Annotated in this window: 16 protein-coding genes; 8 read left to right on the forward strand and 8 right to left on the reverse strand. The window is 64.0% G+C overall.

Annotated features, from left to right (window positions below; genetic code table 11):
* Window positions 1-79: 79 nt before the first annotated feature.
* From AC04SF_RS01765 to AC04SF_RS01795, 7 genes are all read left to right on the forward strand, one after another.
* Window positions 80-814, forward strand: coding sequence for a GntR family transcriptional regulator (locus AC04SF_RS01765; protein WP_027034003.1), 735 nt, complete (start codon window positions 80-82; stop codon window positions 812-814).
* Window positions 811-1,302 (forward strand): DUF3830 family protein, encoded by a 492-nt coding sequence (locus AC04SF_RS01770; RefSeq protein ID WP_488476250.1) that lies wholly within the window; start codon window positions 811-813, stop codon window positions 1,300-1,302. The genes AC04SF_RS01765 and AC04SF_RS01770 overlap by 4 nt, the downstream gene beginning before the upstream one ends.
* Entirely contained in the window at window positions 1,295-1,648 is a 354-nt protein-coding gene (locus tag AC04SF_RS01775; protein ID WP_096455491.1) for a TIGR04076 family protein, read from the forward strand. Before AC04SF_RS01770 ends, AC04SF_RS01775 begins: the two co-directional genes overlap by 8 nt.
* Window positions 1,645-2,700, forward strand: a complete 1,056-nt coding sequence (locus AC04SF_RS01780; RefSeq protein ID WP_488476251.1) for an aldo/keto reductase — start codon at window positions 1,645-1,647, stop codon at window positions 2,698-2,700. The genes AC04SF_RS01775 and AC04SF_RS01780 overlap by 4 nt, the downstream gene beginning before the upstream one ends.
* On the forward strand, window positions 2,697-3,128 hold the full coding sequence (locus tag AC04SF_RS01785; protein WP_488476252.1) for a hypothetical protein: 432 nt from the start codon (window positions 2,697-2,699) through the stop codon (window positions 3,126-3,128). The genes AC04SF_RS01780 and AC04SF_RS01785 overlap by 4 nt, the downstream gene beginning before the upstream one ends.
* Window positions 3,129-3,177: 49 nt before the next feature.
* Window positions 3,178-4,437, forward strand: coding sequence for an ABC transporter substrate-binding protein (locus AC04SF_RS01790; RefSeq protein WP_488476253.1), 1,260 nt, complete (start codon window positions 3,178-3,180; stop codon window positions 4,435-4,437).
* Window positions 4,438-4,651: 214 nt separating this feature from the next.
* Window positions 4,652-6,055, forward strand: a complete 1,404-nt coding sequence (locus AC04SF_RS01795) for an FAD-binding oxidoreductase (protein WP_488476254.1) — start codon at window positions 4,652-4,654, stop codon at window positions 6,053-6,055.
* Between the two features lie 15 nt (window positions 6,056-6,070).
* Here the strand turns inward: AC04SF_RS01795 and AC04SF_RS01800 are convergent, their stop codons facing one another.
* From AC04SF_RS01800 to AC04SF_RS01835, 8 genes are all read right to left on the reverse strand, one after another.
* Complete coding sequence (locus tag AC04SF_RS01800) at window positions 6,071-6,871, reverse strand: ABC transporter permease (protein ID WP_096455499.1); 801 nt, start codon at window positions 6,869-6,871, stop codon at window positions 6,071-6,073.
* Window positions 6,868-7,740, reverse strand: a complete 873-nt coding sequence (locus AC04SF_RS01805; protein WP_488476255.1) for an ABC transporter permease — start codon at window positions 7,738-7,740, stop codon at window positions 6,868-6,870. The genes AC04SF_RS01800 and AC04SF_RS01805 overlap by 4 nt, the downstream gene beginning before the upstream one ends.
* Entirely contained in the window at window positions 7,737-8,840 is a 1,104-nt protein-coding gene (locus tag AC04SF_RS01810) for an ABC transporter ATP-binding protein (RefSeq protein WP_488476256.1), read from the reverse strand. Before AC04SF_RS01810 ends, AC04SF_RS01805 begins: the two co-directional genes overlap by 4 nt.
* A 77-nt stretch (window positions 8,841-8,917) precedes the next feature.
* Window positions 8,918-9,943: an ABC transporter substrate-binding protein gene (locus AC04SF_RS01815; protein ID WP_488476257.1), complete on the reverse strand. Its 1,026-nt coding sequence runs from the start codon at window positions 9,941-9,943 to the stop codon at window positions 8,918-8,920.
* Window positions 9,944-9,995: 52 nt separating this feature from the next.
* Entirely contained in the window at window positions 9,996-10,994 is a 999-nt protein-coding gene (gene araD1 / locus AC04SF_RS01820; protein ID WP_488476258.1) for an AraD1 family protein, read from the reverse strand.
* 32 nt (window positions 10,995-11,026) lie between these two features.
* The gene (locus AC04SF_RS01825; RefSeq protein WP_488476259.1) at window positions 11,027-11,806 is read right to left on the reverse strand and encodes an SDR family NAD(P)-dependent oxidoreductase; all 780 of its coding nucleotides are present in this window, start codon (window positions 11,804-11,806) and stop codon (window positions 11,027-11,029) included.
* Window positions 11,807-11,818: 12 nt separating this feature from the next.
* Window positions 11,819-13,546, reverse strand: a complete 1,728-nt coding sequence (locus AC04SF_RS01830) for an IlvD/Edd family dehydratase (protein WP_202350998.1) — start codon at window positions 13,544-13,546, stop codon at window positions 11,819-11,821.
* The gene (locus AC04SF_RS01835; RefSeq protein WP_164986995.1) at window positions 13,543-14,334 is read right to left on the reverse strand and encodes a FadR/GntR family transcriptional regulator; all 792 of its coding nucleotides are present in this window, start codon (window positions 14,332-14,334) and stop codon (window positions 13,543-13,545) included. Before AC04SF_RS01835 ends, AC04SF_RS01830 begins: the two co-directional genes overlap by 4 nt.
* Before the next feature lie 61 nt (window positions 14,335-14,395).
* Here AC04SF_RS01835 and AC04SF_RS01840 point away from each other — a divergent pair, with 61 nt between their 5' ends.
* Window positions 14,396-15,322 carry an aldose 1-epimerase gene (locus AC04SF_RS01840; RefSeq protein ID WP_488476260.1) on the forward strand — a complete coding sequence of 309 codons (927 nt, stop codon included), beginning with the start codon at window positions 14,396-14,398 and terminating at the stop codon, window positions 15,320-15,322.
* Window positions 15,323-15,341 lie beyond the last annotated feature (19 nt).

Consider the following 15,341-nt stretch of genomic DNA (forward strand, 5'->3'; position numbering starts at 1 on the left):
GTGATCACACTTGCTTTGATCACGCTATTCGGCTTTAATTTCATCCGCAAGCCGAAAACGGGCCAAGACCGGGAATGCCATGCAGAAGGCTGCCATCGAGCGAAACAACGAGACGATCGCAGCCCAGCTTACGCCGGTCGGCCGCGAGACCGTGCAGGATCGCGTCTATTCCGAGTTGCGCCGGGCCCTGATCGGCGGCCTGTTCGAGCCGAACCAGGTGCTGACCATCCGCGGCCTTGCCGATGCGCTGGTCACCTCGACCATGCCGGTACGTGAAGCGCTCGGCCGGCTGATCACGGAAAAGGCGCTGGAGGCGCTGCCCAACCGCTCGGTGCGCGTGCCGCCGATCACGCTGGAGCGTATCGACGACCTTTTGCGCGCCCGGTCACTTATTGAAGGCGAAGCAATTGCACTTGCCGCCACGCGCATGAGCCCGCGCCAGATCGCTTCGATCGAAGCGATGCTCGGCGAGTGGGATGAGATGCGGGCGCTGAAGCACAAGAAGGACATTGACCGCGAAGCAACGCTCAACCAGAGCTTCCATTTCGAGATCTACCGCTGCTGCGGCTCGGCGGTGCTGATCCCGATGATCGAAAGCCTGTGGCTGCAATCGGGACCTTGCATCCGCGTCGCCATCTACGCCTTTTCCGAAGCCGGCGAGGTCGACACCGCGCACTATCACCGCAGCATCGTCGCGGCTCTCGCCAAACAGGATGCGCAAGCCGCGCGCGAAGCACTGGTGGCCGATATCAGCCGGCCTTTTGCTTTCCTGCGCGACAAGCTTCAGTCCGCTGCTACGAAAGACCAGACATGACCTCCATCAGCCTCACCGAGCCTCGCTCGAAGCTTTCCGTGACGGCGCAGCTGCTGCCCGAAAAGGCGCCGGAAAATGCCGCCTTTCTTCAGGCGTATCTCGCAACGCCACGTGTCGTTCCCGGCATCCATGCGATGTGGACGGGACCTGAGATTTCCTGCCCGGTTCCGTCAGCCGATCTCGATGGCCAGTCCTTTGCCCGGCCTCTACCGGCGGAGAACGCAACGCTGACGCCGCAGCCCGGCGACATCGTGCTGTCCTACGTGCCGCCGCGCATGTGGGGCGGCAACCCCAATGCCATTTTCGACATCGGTCTCTATTACGGGCAGGGCGCGCGGCTTCTGTTCCCGATCGGCTGGCTGGCCGGCAGCGTGGTGGCGCAGGTCCTGCCGGAGGAGCGTGAGCAGTTCGCCGCCGCCTGTGGCGTCATCCGCCGCAACGGCGCCTGCGACATAACCTTCAGCCTGGTGGAGGCCTCGAATGGCTGACGACAGTTTCGAGCTTTTCGATCTTCGCGTCGAGGCGGTCATCCCCGAGGGCAAGCCGATCTATTGCGGCGCCAAGCCGGGCGACTATTTCGAGCTCAAGGGCGAGATGCTGTCGATGCCGGCAGGGCAGAGTTTTTCGATCTATTCGCTTGCCTCCGTATTGCCGTTTCTCGCGGCAAAGCAGCGGCCGACCGACCGCAATGACTGGATGACCTCGGACGCCGAGATCGCTTGTCCCGATCCCAATTGCGCCAGCCGGCTGCGGATCGTCAGGCTGGCCAAGCGGCGATTCAGCCATGCCGAAACCACGGCCGTGCCGCTGCCGAAGGAGAATGACCGGACATGACCGCCAAGACCTTCGAGCTCGGCCCCGGCTACACCATCTCGCGCGTCATTCGCGGCGGCTGGCAGCTCGCCGGCGGCCATGGCGCCATCGATCGCAGCCAAGCGGTCACCGACCTGATCGCCACTTTCGACGCGGGCATCTGGACCTATGATTGCGCCGACATCTACACCGGCGTCGAGGAACTGATCGGTGCCGCGCGCCTGCGGCTGGCCAGCGAGCGCGGCCTCGATGTTGCGGCCAGGATGAAAGTGCACACCAAGCTGGTGCCCGACCTCGAACGGCTGGCCGGCATCAGCCGCGATTATATCAGGGGCATCGTCGATCAGTCGCTGCGCAGGCTGAAGACCGAACGTCTCGATCTCGTGCAGTTCCATTGGTGGGACTATGATCAGCCTCGTTACGTCGAGGCGATGGGGTGGCTCAACGAACTTCGGTTGGAAGGCAAGGTGCGCAATCTCGGTACCACTAATTTCGACACGCCGCGGCTCGCCGAGATCCTCGCCGCCGGCATCCCGCTGGTCAGCCAGCAACTGCAATATTCCGTGCTCGATCAGCGGCCGGGCAATAGCCTCGCCGCACTTGCAGAGAAAAACGGCGTCAGCTTCCTCTGCTATGGTTCCGTCGCCGGCGGCTTCCTCAGCGACAAATGGCTTGGCGTGGCCGAACCGGCGATGCCGCTCGAAAACCGCTCGCTGGTCAAATACAAGCTGATCATCGACGATTTCGGTGGCTGGGACCTTTTCCAGCAACTGCTCCAGGCACTTAAGGCCGTTGGCGATCGCCACGGCGTCGACATCGCCACCATCGCCAGCGCCTGGGTGCTTGAACAGCGCCAAGTGGCGGCCGTCATCGTCGGCGCCCGCAATCAGGCCCATGCACTGGCCAATGCTGGCATCATGGACATCGCGCTCGACGCCGATGATCGGGCGAAGATCACGGCCGTGATCGCGCAAAGCCAGGGTCCCCTGGGCGACGTCTACACGCTGGAGCGCGACCGGCATGGCCGTCACGGCTCGATCATGCACTACAATTTGAATGCGGGCCGCACATGAGCACCAGCAACAAGACGCTGTTTTCGCAGGCCAGCGCCGAAATCGTCGGCCTGCATCGCTTCTTTGTCGACTGGTTCGTCGCCGCGCGCGCCGACACGGTGGATTTCTCGCGCTTCGAGCGTGCCATGGGCGAAGGCTTGACCATGATCGCACCGAGCGGCCAGATCCTGGACCGTGACGCTGTGATTGATCATGTCCGCTCAAGCCGCGCCACATGCGACGAAGGGTTTGCCATTTCGATCGAGGATATCAGGCCCGGTTGGCAAAGCGCCGATACGATCGTTGTCTTCTACGTCGAGACGCAACTCCGCGCGGGCAAGCACACGCGCCGGCAGTCGAGCGCCGTCTTCACCACCAGTTCATCGGCGCCCAACGGCGTCGAATGGCGACATCTGCATGAAACCTGGCTGCAGGTGCCGGAACGCTGAACAGGCTCCAGAGATCAAATTAGAGTCGAGTAACGAAAGGGGAACAACAATGAGAAAGACGATACTCCAACTCACCACCGCGCTTGCTCTCGTGACGCTGGCAGGCGCCGCGCAGGCCGCCGACTGCAAGATCACCGTCGGCCTCGTCATGGAACTGACCGGCCCAGCCGGCGAATACGGCCAAGCCGGCGCCAAGTCCGTCGAGATGGCCTTCCGCGACATCAACGCCGCCGGCGGCGTGCGCGGCTGCGATCTGGCGACCGACACGCGCGACAGCCAGAGCCAGGGCAACATCGCCGTCGACGCCGCCACCCAGCTGGTCCAGGTCAAGAAGGTGCCGGTCATCATCGGCGGCATCATCTCGTCGGTGTCGATCCCGATCCTGACCTCGGTCACAGCGCCTGCCAAGATCGTCCAGGTCTCGCCGGCATCATCGTCGCCGACACTGACCGCGCTTGGCCGCGACGGCAAGACCAACGGCATCTTCTTCCGCACCATCACCTCGGATGCGCTGCAGGGCGTCGCCGCGGCCAAATACGCCGTCGACAAGGGCTTCAAGAAGCTGTCGGTCATCCACGTCAACAACGACTTCGGCGTCAACATGGTGGCCGAATTCTCGCGCGCCTACAAAGCGCTCGGCGGCACCATCGTCTCCGACACGCCCTACAACGAGAAGCAGTCGAGCTATGCCTCTGAAGTCACGGCGGCGATGGCGGGTGAACCGGACGGGCTCTATCTGGTCAGCACGCCGGTAGACGGCGCAACCGTTGCCCGCACCTGGATTTCGCAAGGCGGCGTGCAGAAATTCCTGCTCAATGACGGCATGAACAGCCCTGATTTCATCGAATCCGTCGGCGCCGATTATCTCAAGGATGCCTACGGCACATCGTCCGGCACCAGCCCGACGGCCTCCACCGATTACTTCATGAAGAACTACAAGGAATTTTCCGGTATCGAACCGTCGAACCCGGCCGCCGACCGTTCCTATGACGCCGGTGCCATCGTCGGCCTCGCCATCGCCATTGCCGGCTCCGAGGATCCGGCCAAGATCAAGGACGCGATGTACAAGGCGGTCGATCCGGCCGGCACGCCGATCTTTGCCGGCAAGGAGGAGTTCGCCAAGGCGCTCGGCCTGATCAAGGACGGCAAGCCGATCCGCTATGAAGGCGTCATCGGTCCGGTCGCTTTCGACAAATATGGCGACATCACCGGCCCGTTCCGGCTGTGGAAAATCGTCGACGGCAAGGTGACCACCGACGGTGAAATGACCACCGACGACGTCAACGCGCTGCAGGCCAAGCTCCAGTAAGGCCGCGCAATTCTTCCGGCATCAATCGCGCCTTATCGTGATTGATGCCGGCATCGTTCAGGGCAGGTCGATATCGCTTGCGCGGCACGCGATCCCGAATAGGATCGGCCGGCTGCAATGGAGGGATAGCGAGCGTGTCGGACAGGAATACTCATCGGGTCGTCCCGTCGATGGATGCAGATGACGTCCGTCGCCGCACCGGCGCCTGAGCCCGATGTCGCCTGAAACGCAACGACTTCTGTCCGCTCTTGGCGATCGGCTGGGCGCCGGCGGCGTGCTTGCCGGCTCCGATGTCGACCAGCGCTATCGCGACGATCCCGACGGCAAGCTCGGGGCACTGCCCGAAGTCGTGCTGCGTCCGCGCGATACTGTCGGTGTCGCGGCGGCACTCGCCGGGTGCAACGCTGTCGGCCAGCCGGTCGTCGTCCAGGGCGGTCGCACCGGGCTGGCCGGCGGCACACGCGTCCAGCCCGGCGAGATCGTGCTGTCGCTGGAGCGCATGACCGGCCTCGCCGCGCCGGACAGTCAAGCCGGCAGCATCGTCGCCGAAGCTGGCGCGACGCTGCAGGCGGTGCAGGAGGCAGCCGATGGCGCCGGGCTGATGTTCGGCGTCGACATCGGCGCGCGCGGTTCGGCCACGGTCGGAGGCAACATTGCCACCAATGCCGGCGGCATCCGCGTGCTGCGCTACGGCATGTACCGCGCGCAGGTGCTGGGGCTGGAGGCGGTGCTTGCCGATGGCAGCGTGCTGTCCTCGCTGAAGGGCCTGCCGAAGGACAATTCCGGCTACGACCTCGGCCAGCTGTTCGTCGGTGCGGAAGGGACGCTCGGCGTCGTCACTCGCGCCGCGCTCCGGCTGCATCCGAAACCAGCGTCGGAGGTGAACGCCTTCTGCGCGCTCGCTTCGCTCGATGCGGCCATAGCCCTGCTTGGGCTGCTCAGGCAAAAGCTCGGCCCGCTACTGTCTGCCTATGAGGTGAATTTCGCGCCGCTCTACGACGTCATGGTTGGCAGCATGGCCATGCCGGCGCCTTTGCCGGCTGGATCGCCCGTCTATGTGCTGGCTGAGATCCAGGGCAGCGAGCCCGAGCGCGACGGCGAGCGCTTCGCCGAGGTTCTGATGCAGGCTGTCGAAGACGGCGTGGTCGACGATGTCGTCGTCTCGCAATCGCCGCGCGAATTCCGTGCGCTGTGGGATGTGCGGGAAGACGCCAATCGCGTCCTGTTTTCGATCAAAGGCCTGATCGGCGTCGACATCAGCATTCCCTTGGCGCGCATGGGCGCATTCCTGCAGGAAGCGGACGCCGCCATCCATTCCGTCGATCCGGGCGCCGACATCTACGTCTTCGGCCATCTCGGCGACGGCAATCTGCACTATCAGGTGCTCACGGCGGATCCGGCGGCGGCTTACGGCATCATCTATCGCGGCGTGGCGGCGGCGGGAGGCGGCGTTTCGGCCGAGCATGGCATCGGTCTCGACAAGAAGCAGTGGCTGCATCTGGTGCGCAGCGACGCCGAAATCGCCACGATGCGGCGGCTGAAGACGGCGCTCGATCCCAAGAACATCCTCAATCCGGGGCGGGTCTTCGATCTCGATCCAACGGCCATCGCACGATGACGGGTGGTCGATAGCTCAGGTCCGTTCCGTCGCCATCTGCCTGGGAATCAGGAACCGGGCGGCGAGCACGCAGAGCAGCACGGTGAACATCAGGATCAGTGCCACCAGCGCATTGATGTCGGGCGAGAAGCCAAGCCGCATCATCGCCCACAATCGGACCGGCAGCGTGCTCTGAGTGCCGGTGACCAGGATGGTGATCATGGTTTCGTCGAACGACAGCGCGAAGGCCAGGATGGCGCCGCCGACCATGGCGCTCGACAGGTTCGGCAGGATGATGCGCCAGAAGGTCTGCCAGCCGGTGGCGCCGAGATCGTAAGAGGCTTCGACCAGCGTGCGGCTCATCGACTGCAGCCGCATCAGCACGGTGCGATAGACGATCGCCAGCACGAAGACCGTATGGCCGATGACGACCGTCAGCAGCGAGCGTTCGAGGCCGATCTCACGGAAGAAGATCAGCAGCGCCAGGCCGCTGATGATCGGCGGCATCAGGAACGGCAGGAAGATGATGAACTGCAGGAACGAGCGTCCGGAGCGGCGGCCGTGATAGTAAAGCGCCAGCAGCGTTCCGCTGACCACCGAGAGCACGACGGTGCACAGGCCGACGATCAGCGTGGTGCGCAAGGCGGCCAGGATGTCATGGTTCTCGGCGAGCGCGACGTAGGTCGAAAGGGTGGGCGACGACCAGTCGACATTGCCATGCGAAATGGCGAAGAACGACGACACGATCGGCACGAACAGCGGGCTGTAAAGCAGCACGGCAACCAGCGTCGTGATCGCGGCCAGGAAGATTGTGGAAGGTCGGGGCAGGGCGCTCATATCGACGTCCCCCGGCTGCGCCCGAACCGTTCGCCGATGAGGATGGCGCAGATCACCACGATCGCCAGCGCCACCGAGAGAGCGGCGCCGAACGGCCAGTTATAGGCCGTGCCGAATTGGCTGTAGAGGATGCGGCCGAAGGTGAAGCCGCTGATCCCGCCGACCATTTGCGGCGTCAGGAAATCGCCGATCGCCAGCACGAAGACGAAGCTCGCCGCCGAGGCGACGCCAGGCAGGCTGAGCGGCAAGGTGATGCGCAGGAACGTCTGCAGGCCGCTCGCGCCAAGATCGTCGGAGGCACGCAGCAAGGTCTGCGGTATCCGCTCCAGCGACAGGAAGATCGGCAGGATGGCGAAGGGGATCAGAAGCAGGCTCAGCGTCAACAGGATGGCGTTCATGTTGAACACGAAAAGCGTCGACGGCTGCTGCAATATGCCGATTGCCACCAGCGCCTTGTTGAGAAAGCCGTTGAGGCCAAGGATGCTGCGGATCGCGTAGATCTTGATGACGTAGCTCATCAACAGCGGCACCAGAAGCAGCATCAGCAAGGCGTAGCGCCAGCGCCCTTTCAGCGTCGTCAGGAAATAGGCGGCGGGATAGGCGAGCAGGATGCAGATCACGGCCACCGACACGCACAGCACGATGGTGTTCCAGAACACCGGGAGAAAGATCGGGTCGGTGAAGAACCTGACATAGTTGCCGAGCGTCGGCGCGTAGATGATCGTGCCCTGATCGACGCTGAAGAAACTGTAGACCAGGAAGATCGCCAGCGGCACCAGGACAAAGATCACCGGCAAGGCGAAGGCCAGCGCCGTCACCAGCAGCGACAATCGCCTTTCCACGGGATGTGTCGAGCCGGCCGTACTCATGCCAGCACCAGATGGCCTTCATGCGGCGCAAAGCAAAGCGATACCGTTTCGCCGGACTTGAGCGCGCTGCCGTCGATCCGGCTCGGCATGCGCAGCCGCAGGCGTTGCGCGGCAGTGTCCGCCCCCGCCGTGATGGTGGCGACGGTCGACGAACCGGCAAAGGCGAGGTCGGCGATGCTGCCGGAAAAGCGGTTGCCGCTGTCCGTAGCATCCGCAAGATGCAAGGCCTCGGGACGGAACGCCGCGAAGGCGCCGGCGCCATCCGCTGCGGCCTTCAGATGCGGCTGGTTGCTGATCGAACAGACAAGCCGCCCAAGTGCCGTCTCGATCGTCCGTTGATCACCCTGGACAGGACCGAGCTTTCCGGCGACCAGATTGTTCTCGCCGAAGAAGCGCGCCACGAACTCGCAATTCGGCGTGTAGTAAAGCTCGTGCGGCGTGCCGAGTTGGCGGATATGGCCGGCCTGCATGACGCAAATCCGGTCGGCCATGCCGATGGCTTCTTCCTGGTCGTGGGTGACGAACAGAAAAGTGGTCTTGATCTCGCGCTGGATGGATTTCAGGAATTCCTGCATCTGCCGGCGCAGCTCCAGGTCGAGTGCCGCGAGCGGCTCGTCGAGCAGGATCAGGCGTGGCTGGCAGATCAGCGCGCGGGCGAGCGCGACACGCTGGCGCTGACCGCCGGAAAGCTGCGCCGGAAAACGGTCGGCAAAGCGCCCGAGCTGCACCAGTTCGAGGGCTTCCGCGACGCGGCGCGCGATCTCCTTGCGCTGGATATGGCGCACCGAAAGTCCGTAGCCGACATTGCCGGAAACGGTCATATGCGGGAACAGCGCATAATCCTGGAACACGGTGTTGAACGGCCGCTTGTTGATCGGCATGCGGCTGATGTCCTGGCCGTCGAGGCGGATCTCGCCCGCGGTCAGCGGCTCCAGCCCGCCGATCAGCCGCAGCACCGTGGTCTTGCCCGAGCCCGACGGTCCAAGCACGGTCAGGAACTCACCGTCCTTGATCGACAGGTCGATGTCGTGCAGCACGGGAACCGTGCCGTAGGATTTCGAGACGGACCGCAGCGTCAGCAGGTCGGCATTCTGGTTCATAAGCTATTCTCGCATACGCTGCGGCGGTCCGGAATGTCCGGACCGCCGGGTCCTTCGAAGTCGGGCTGCGTAAAGGATCAGGGCGTCGCCTTGATCTCGTTCCACAGATCAGAGCGCTTGAGCGGGTCCTCGACATTGTTGAGCCAGACCAGCTTGTCATTGCCGCCGGCGCTGCTCGACTCGACCACCGTGTTGCCGAAGCCGGTGCGCTCGGAAAGCGCGCCGCTGACCTTCTTCGTCAGCATGAAGTCGATCCATTTCTCGGCCGCCGCATTGTCGCGGACGCCCTTGGAAATGACCCAATTGTCGAGCCAGGCCAGCGCGCCTTCGCTCGGATTGACGTAGGCGACATGGGCACCGATCTTCTGCAGCGCCTTGACCTGCTGCTGGCCGTAATTGGCCCAGATCAGGGCGACGTCATTGTTCTGGTAGATCTGCTGCGCCTCGTCGGCGGTGGTGTAGAAGCTCAGCACATTGCGCTTGAGTTCGACCAGCTTGGCCTTGACCGCCGCCATCTGCTCGGCGTCGAGGTTGAACGGATCCTTGTAGCCTAGCGTCAGCGCGGTGAACGAGAAATTGTGCTCGCCATTGTCGTAGGCCAGGATCTTGCCCTTGTAGGCCGGATCCCAGAGCACCGACATCGAGGTCGGCGCCGGCTTCACCTTGTCGGTGTCGTAGATCAGCCCGATGGAATCGAAGCAGAACGGAATGCCGTAGACCTTGCCGTCCTTGGTGTCGCCGCTGACCTGCGACAGATCGCGGAAGCGCGGCAGCACCTCCTTCTGGTTGGGCAGCTTGGTGATGTCGATGGGCGACACCAGATCGGCCTTGATGTAGCGCTGCAGCTGGGCGGTGTTGACGGCGAAGACGTCGAAGTCCTGGCCTTCGCTGCCCTTGATCTTGGCCCAAATCTCATCATCGCTGCCGATGAAGACGACATCGACGCCGATACCGGTGGCGGCGGTGAAGTCCTTGACCCAGTCCGGGTCGGCATAGCCGTCCCAGGCCAGCACGCGCAGGTTCGCGGCCAGGGCCGCGGAGGTCATCAGGCCGATGCCGAGGCCGATTGTCGCCAGTCTTAGAAACGCTCTCTTCAGTCCCATTTTTAATCTCCCATTGTCGTTCTGGTGGACCGTGAATTCCGGACCTTTGCCGTCACAGCGGGGTGACGGTGACCAGTCCCTCGTCCGGCACCGACACCATCCGGTTGCGCAGTGGCTTGCCGAATGCCTGTGCCTGGATTTCATACTCGTCGCCGGAGGCCGTCTTGACGCCGGAGGCGTAGCTCATCACCGCCGCGCCGAAGAAATAGGCGTGCAGATCGCCCGCCCTGCGGTGCATCGGGTAGCGGAAATGGAAGTGCTCGAGATTGGCGATCGAGTGCGACATGTGTTCTTCGCCCGACAGGAACTCCTGTTCCCAGATGACGGCCCCGTCGCGCAGGATGCGGGAATGACCGCGCACTTCGTTCGGCAAATCGCCGATCAGCAGTTCCGGACCGATCGAGCAGGAGCGAAGCTTGGAATGGGCGAGGTAGAGGTAGTTCTCGCCCTCCGTCACGTGGTCGGAATATTCGTTTCCGAGCGCATAGCCGATGCGATAGGGATGGCCGTCCGGCCCATTGAGATAAAGCCCGACGATCTCGGCTTCCTCTGCCCCGGCTTTCGCGAATGCCGGCATCGGCAGCTCAGCACCGGGCGGCACGACGCAGGTGCCGACGCCCTTGAAGAACCACTCCGGCTGGATGCCGATCTTGCCGGCGCCAGGCTTGCCGCCCTCCAGCCCCATGCGGAAGATTTTCAGGGAATCGGATTCGTCGGCACCTTCGCCATGGGTCAGAACATGCATCTGGTTGCGTGCGGCCGCACTTCCGGTGTGGGTCAGGCCGGTTCCGGTGACCAGGAAGCGCGCCGGCTCCGGATGATCGACAGGAGCGAGCACACGGCCATCGCGCAGCAGCTCGTCATAGTCGACTGTCGCTGTGCCCGTCCGCTTCTCGACCAGCGATGCAATGGATGCACCCGCGGCGATTGCCGCTTCGGCAAGCTCCAGCACGCTGCCGGTCTTTTCGAGCGGATACAGGTGATTGCCGTCGTCGGAGACGCGGCCGACCCGCCTGCTGCCATCGAGCATTCTGAACTGAACAAGACGCATGAAATACCCTTCTTCCCTTGGGGCCGTATAGGTCACACCCAACCCGCATCGACGATGAACTGCTGGCTCGTGCACATCAGGCTGTCGTCGGCGGCGAGGAACAGCGCCATGCGCGCGATATCGGAAGGCTGCAGCCGGTCGGGCAGGCACTGCCTTTCCGCGATCTGGCGTTCGCCGGCCGGGTTCAGCCACAGCCGCATCTGGCGTTCGGTCATCACCCAGCCCGGCACCATGCAGTTGACGCGGATGCGCTCGGGGCCGAGTTCGCGTGCAAGCGCCCGCGTCATGCCGTAGACAGCGGCTTTCGCGGTGACATAGGCCGGGCAGTCGGGGTCGCCGACCATCCAGGTGATGGAGCCGAAATTGATGATCGAGCCGCCGCCCAGCGAGCTCATCTGCGGGCGCACCGCTTGTGCCGCAAAGAACTGGTGGCGCAGATTGACCGCCATGCGGTCGTCCCAGTAGGCGACCGTGACGTCCTTGGTCTGATGGCGGTCGTCATTGCCGGCATTGTTGCACAGCGCCTGGATGGGGCCGTTGTGCTGCGCTGCTTGCGCGGTAGCCGCCTGTAGCTGCTCGACATCGCGCAGGTCGCAAGGAATGAAGAGCGGCGCGGCATGTCCTTCGGCAGTGATTGCGTCGACGAGCAGCCGGGATGGTTCCTCGGCCAGATCGACGAAGGCGACACGGCTACCTTGCGCGCAGAAATGCCGCACCAGGCTTTCGCCGATGCCGCTGCCGCCGCCGGTGATGAAGACGCTGCGGCCCTTGAGGCTCGGGTAGGTCGCGTAGCTGCTGATCGGATCCGTCATTGCGCGCCTCTCCTAGTGGGAATGCCGGGGGATGCCGGCATCGCGCCGGCCGACGAGGAAGTCGAAATCGCAGCCCTTGTCGGCCTGGAGCACGCGCTCGACATAGAGGCTCTGATAGCCGCCTTCGGGTGGCGCCGGCGGCTTCCAGTCGCGGCGGCGGATGGCCAGTTCTTCATCCGACACCAGCAACTCAAGCCGGCGGCCGGCGACATCGAGTTCGATGAGATCGCCGTCGCGCACCAGGGCCAGCGCGCCACCGGCCGCGGCCTCCGGCGCGACATGCAGCACCACCGTGCCGTAGGCCGTGCCGCTCATGCGTGCGTCTGAAATGCGCACCATGTCGGAGACGCCCTGCTTGAGCAGCTTGGCCGGCAGCGGCATGTTGCCGACCTCGGCCATGCCGGGATAGCCGCGCGGTCCGCAGTTCTTCAGCACCATCACCGAAGAGGCGTCGATATCCAGTTCCGGATCGTCGATGCGGGCATAGTAATGCTCGATGTTCTCGAAGACGACGGCCTTGCCGCGATGCTGCATCAGTTCGGGCGTTGCCGCCGACGGCTTGATGACGGCTCCATTGGGCGCCAGATTGCCGCGCAGGATCGAGATGCCGCCTTGCTCGGTCAATGGTTCGCTCAGCGGCCGGATGACTTCGCGGTTATAGTTGGGCGCGCCGTCGATCAGTTCACCGATCGTCTTGTCGCTGACGGTCATGACGTCGCGATGAAGAAGCCCCACTTCATCAAGCGACGCCATGACCGCAGCCAGCCCCCCGGCATAGTAGAAATCTTCCATCAGGAACCGGCCCGACGGCATCAGGTCGACAATGGTTGGAACATCGCGGCCAAGACGGTCCCAGTCCTCGAGGCTGAGATCGACACCGACCCGGTTGGCGATGGCGATCAGGTGCAGCACCGCATTGGTCGAACCGCCGATCGCGCCATTGACGCGAATGGCGTTTTCGAACGCCTGCTTTGTGAGAATGTCCGAAATTTTCACGTCCCGGCGGACCAGATCGACGATCTGGCGTCCGGCCATCTGGGCGAGCACGCCACGGCGAGAATCCACCGCCGGGATCGCGGCGTTGTCCGGCATGCCGATGCCGAGCGCTTCCACCATGCTGGCCATGGTCGAGGCCGTGCCCATGGTCATGCAACTGCCGGCCGACCGGCTCTGGCCCTGTTCTGCGGCGAGGAAATCGGCGACCGGCATGCGGCCGGCCTTCACTTCCTCGGCGAACTTCCAGACATGGGTGCCCGAGCCAATATCCTGCCCGCGGAACTTGCCGTTGAGCATCGGCCCGCCGGAGACGGTGATGGTCGGCAAATTGCACGAAGCGGCCCCCATCAGCAGCGCCGGCGTGGTCTTGTCGCAGCCGACCAGCAGGATGACGCCGTCGATGGGATTGCCACGGATGGATTCTTCGACATCCATGCTGACCAGGTTGCGAAACAGCATGGCGGTGGGGCGCATGTTGCTCTCGCCCAGCGACATCACCGGGAACTCCAGTGGCAGGCCGCCGGCCTCGTAGACGCCGCGCTTGACGTGGTCGGCCAAGGCGCGGAGATGCGCATTGCACGGCGTCAGCTCCGACCAAGTGTTGCAGATGCCGATCACCGGGCGGCCGTCGAAAGCATCGGCCGGGATGCCCTGGTTCTTCATCCAGCTGCGATGCATGAAGGCGTTCTTGCCTTCACCGCCGAACCAGGCTTCGGACCGCAGTTTGCGTTTGGTCTCGGTCACGATTGCTGGCCCCGATCGGTGCGGCGTTTGTTGCGGTTCTCGACGCTGCGGCGCACGTCGTCCTCGGCATTGTCGATGAGCACCAAGAGTGCCTTTTGCGCGCCGGCGGCGTCGCCGGCGGCAATCTTCTCCGCCACCTCGCGATGCAGCGGCAAGGAATGGCGCTGGCCTTCCGGATTGTCGTTGGAGAGGCGAAAGCTCATCACCAACGCGGTTTCGACCAGTGCCGCCAGCGAACCGATCAGTTCATTGCCGGTCATGCGCAGGATCGTCTGGTGGAACACCAGATCGGGTTTGGCGAAGCGGTCGCCATCATCGCTCACCGCCTCCATTTCGGCCAGCGCCGCATGGATCTCGGCAATCTGCGCTGGCGTGGCGCGCTGGGCGGCCAACGCGGCGGACATCGGCTCGATGGCGCGGCGCAGTTCGAACAGAGCCCGGACATCGTCAGCGCTGACGCCGCTGGCGTAACGCCAGGACAGCACGTCCGGATCGAGGAAGTTCCAGTCCGAGCGTGGGCGTACGCGCGTGCCGGTCTTCGGCCGCGATTCGACCAGCCCCTTGCCGGCCAGCACCTTGATCGCTTCGCGCAGCACCGTGCGGCTGACCCCCAGCATCTCGCTGGAATCGTCGGCATTGGGCAGCGCCTCGCCGGGCAGGAAGTCGCCCTGCACGATGCGCAGGCCGATCTGCTCGACGACGGTTGCGTGCAGCGCGGTGGAGCCGCTGGAAACGGCCACGGCAACCCGTGACGTGCGGGCCGTGCTGAAAGATTTCTTATTCTTCATACTATTCATATGATATGTCTTATAGCCATGGCGATTGGAGTCAAGGGACGGGGGAGCGCCGATGACAAAGAATCTTGCTGCCGTTGCCGCGCGGCTCACACAGCTGGTTTCGATCAGCGACGGCATTGCGACCGTCGACATTGCTCCGGCGGCCGGCGGCGCGCTGGCGTCCTATCGCTGGTGGCACAATGGCTCAGCGGTGGATTGGCTGCGGCCGGCCGATCCGGCGGCGATCAGCGGCCGCGATGCCGGCGCCATGGGCTGCTTCCCGCTTGTTCCCTATTCCAATCGCATAAGGGGCGGCCGGTTCGAGTTCGCGGGACGCACCATCCAGCTTCCAACGACTCCCGACGATCCACATCATGAGCATGGCCATGGCTGGCGTCGGCCTTGGGCGGTCGTCAGGCATGAAGCCAGCACGATCGTCCTGCGCTATCGTCACGCCGCCGATTGCTGGCCATGGAGCTATGAGGCCGAGCAGGAGATCACCTTGGATGGCGGCAAGCTTTTCATGACCATTGCCGTGCGCAACCTGTCGAAGACGCCCATGCCGGTTGGCTTCGGCCTGCATCCCTATTTCCCGTCGACGCCGTGGACGCATGTCCAGGCGCCGGTGTCGGGCATGTGGGAGACAGACACGGAGGTCCTGCCCGTCCGGCATGTCCTGCCGACTGTAGGAGCCGATCCATCCATCGGCTTTGACGTATCGGAAGTGGACTTCGACACGGTCTTCACCGGATGGGCGCGCCGCGCCCGGATCTCCTGGCCGGAGCACGGACGGCAACTGGACATCGAGACCGAGGCACCGCTCGATTTCCTCGTCCTTTACACGCCGCCCGGCGAGCCGTTCTTTTGCGCCGAGCCGGTCAGCAACATCACCGATGCCTTCAACCGCACGACCGGCCGCATCGACACCGGCTGCATCGTGCTGGCACCCGGGCAGATGCGATCCGCCAGTGTTCGCTTCACGCCGTCACTGGCTGCTTGACCTTCGCTATCGGTTGCCC

It is taken from the genome of Mesorhizobium sp. CNPSo 4671, from assembly GCF_057784245.1.